This is a genomic window from Vibrio sp. 10N.247.310.17, assembly GCF_041466605.1.
GTDB lineage: Bacteria > Pseudomonadota > Gammaproteobacteria > Enterobacterales > Vibrionaceae > Vibrio > Vibrio tasmaniensis_A.
In genome coordinates, this window is record NZ_JBFSTC010000195.1 from 1 (window position 1) to 2,230 (window position 2,230).

General features: G+C 35.2%; 3 protein-coding genes. 2 read left to right on the top strand and 1 reads right to left on the bottom strand.

The annotated features are described in order from the left end of the window. Positions 1 to 252: 252 nt before the first annotated feature. The gene (locus AB6D80_RS24715; protein ID WP_372189904.1) at positions 253 to 384 is read left to right on the top strand and encodes a hypothetical protein; all 132 of its coding nucleotides are present in this window, start codon (positions 253 to 255) and stop codon (positions 382 to 384) included. Between the two features lie 7 nt (positions 385 to 391). Continuing rightward, on the top strand, positions 392 to 1,051 hold the full coding sequence (locus AB6D80_RS24720) for a hypothetical protein (RefSeq protein ID WP_372189905.1): 660 nt from the start codon (positions 392 to 394) through the stop codon (positions 1,049 to 1,051). 558 nt (positions 1,052 to 1,609) lie between these two features. Here the strand turns inward: AB6D80_RS24720 and AB6D80_RS24725 are convergent. Beyond that, positions 1,610 to 2,029: a hypothetical protein gene (locus tag AB6D80_RS24725; protein WP_372189906.1), complete on the bottom strand. Its 420-nt coding sequence runs from the start codon at positions 2,027 to 2,029 to the stop codon at positions 1,610 to 1,612. Positions 2,030 to 2,230 lie beyond the last annotated feature (201 nt).

Sequence of the window (2,230 nt, forward strand, 5' to 3'; positions counted from 1 at the left end):
GAAGCTGCTTAATAAGCAAGCAAATGATGACAACTACCTTGAAAAACACCGCTTTGGTAGGGATAACATTATGTTAGACGGAATTTTACAAGGACTCTCTACCGTATACCTGCTAACTTAAAACACTCTTTCAAAATCAATACCTTGCGCGCATGTGTCTAACTAATTTAAGCAAAAGTAACACACTGCGTAACACATAATTCTGAGTTGAAAAGATACACAACGAATCAGGCAGAAACAGGGGAACAAGCGATGTGGTATGAATGGACAATCTTAGGTTTACTTTATGTGATCGTCTTAGGGGTAAAAGCGTGGTGTCTGTGTGGTCTTGCACTGGCACAAAATGATACAATTCAAACCTTAGTTAAAAGCCGAGAGAAATAGCAAAGGAATGTACAACGATCATAAATTCATATTCTATGAAAAACAGTATTATCACGAACTAGAAACGAAAGAAAAAATCGACCTTAGATTACAGACTGTAATTGGTTTTACTTTTGCCTATGTAAGTATTGGTTCTTATATGGTAAGAATGCTAGATTTTGAAAGTAACATTATTTTTTCTTTCATATTTTGTAATTTAATGTCTATAGCCGCATTGTTTGTTGTAAAAAGTTTATCTTATTCCGTTCCAGAATCTTTTGGCGTCAACTATAAAAAATTAATTAATCCAATAAAAATTGAAAATTCTAGAATTAATTACAAAAAATGGTGTGAAGATTATGCCCCTGAAAAAACAGAAGAGGAAATTAAATGTGATTTAAATAAAGGGCTATTAGATGACTTGAATGAATGCACAAGTCAAAACTTCATAAAAAATAAGATAAGAGGTGAGAATTGTTATATGGCAATTAAATGGTTAACTTTATCAATTGCTCCCTTTGCATTAGCTGGAATTATTTTTATAGGATTTAAACTAGATTTAACACACCCATCAAAACCTATTTTAATCGAAGAGCAATCAATTAAAGGAGTGCTATATGGCACAGAAAAAATCTCCACCACCGCCACCGCCACCGACAAGACCGGGTACGGAATTCTTCAAAGATAAAGCTCCGTCTCCGCCAAAAGATTCAAACAATAAGAAGTAAAAAAAGGTGATCTAAAGCACTAAAACTTTTAGAAGTCCTGCCACTTGCGTAACACAATGGCAGGACCGTGCATAGTTAGTCATTGCATGTGTTACGCAAATCCCCCGCTACGCCCCGGCCTATCTAGCTTTGTGACCTACTCCGCAGTAATGTTATGTGTTACAAGTGACTAGTATATTAGACATTCACTTCTACCGTAAGCCTGCTTACTTTAAAAAACTTTTTAAAAACATAAACTTGCGTGAATGTGTCTAACTATTTTTCGCAAAAGTAACACACCGCGTAACACACAAATGTGGATTGAAACGATACACAACGAATCAGGTGGAAACAGGGGAACAAACAATGTGGTATGAATGGGCTATCTTAGGTTTACTTTATGTGGCCGCTGTAGGGGTAAAAGCGTGGGCGCTGTGTTGGATTCTTAGCACTAGAAACAGTCACTTTAAACACATTGTAGGGGATACAAAAAAGCGGCCTCTAGAAGACCGCAAACATACATAAAATGGCTTAAAGGCTTATGAATGAGATTCATAACGAACAGCATCGATCGAAGCCATGATGTCTTTAATATTTGTAGAATTGTCTTCAATTGCGTAGTGCCAGATGTTAAATAGAAACATAACTTTGTCAAAATACTCAACGCCGTTAATATCTTTATAATATATTTCTAAAAATAAATTTTTGCACGGTAAATTGACTTTTTCAACTTTATTCTTAGCTTGTAAAGCGCAATAAAGTGAAACCAATGTTAAATATGCATCCGGTATGGTTAGCTCAGTCTCAACACCATTTTGTGACAAAGGCAATATGGCTTGTTTTTTCGGTATTGAAAATCCCGCATCCAAAATTAATTCTTCATCTTTATAGCGAAATACTAGTTCTTCCTCTCCATTTATAACTATATCCCACGCAACCAAACTTTTTCTAGCAACCATCAATGTTTCTTTTATAAAATCATCATAATCAATATCCCATATAAACTTAACATCAATGGCTGAAGCGAGACCTATATTTGCTATTTCTAATGACGCGCAAAGACCAACTTCATCATTATCATGATCTTCTATATTGCACCAATCTAAAGGGCTTTGTTGCGTAATTCAATGGAACTAAATCAAGAACCTACGATCTGATCA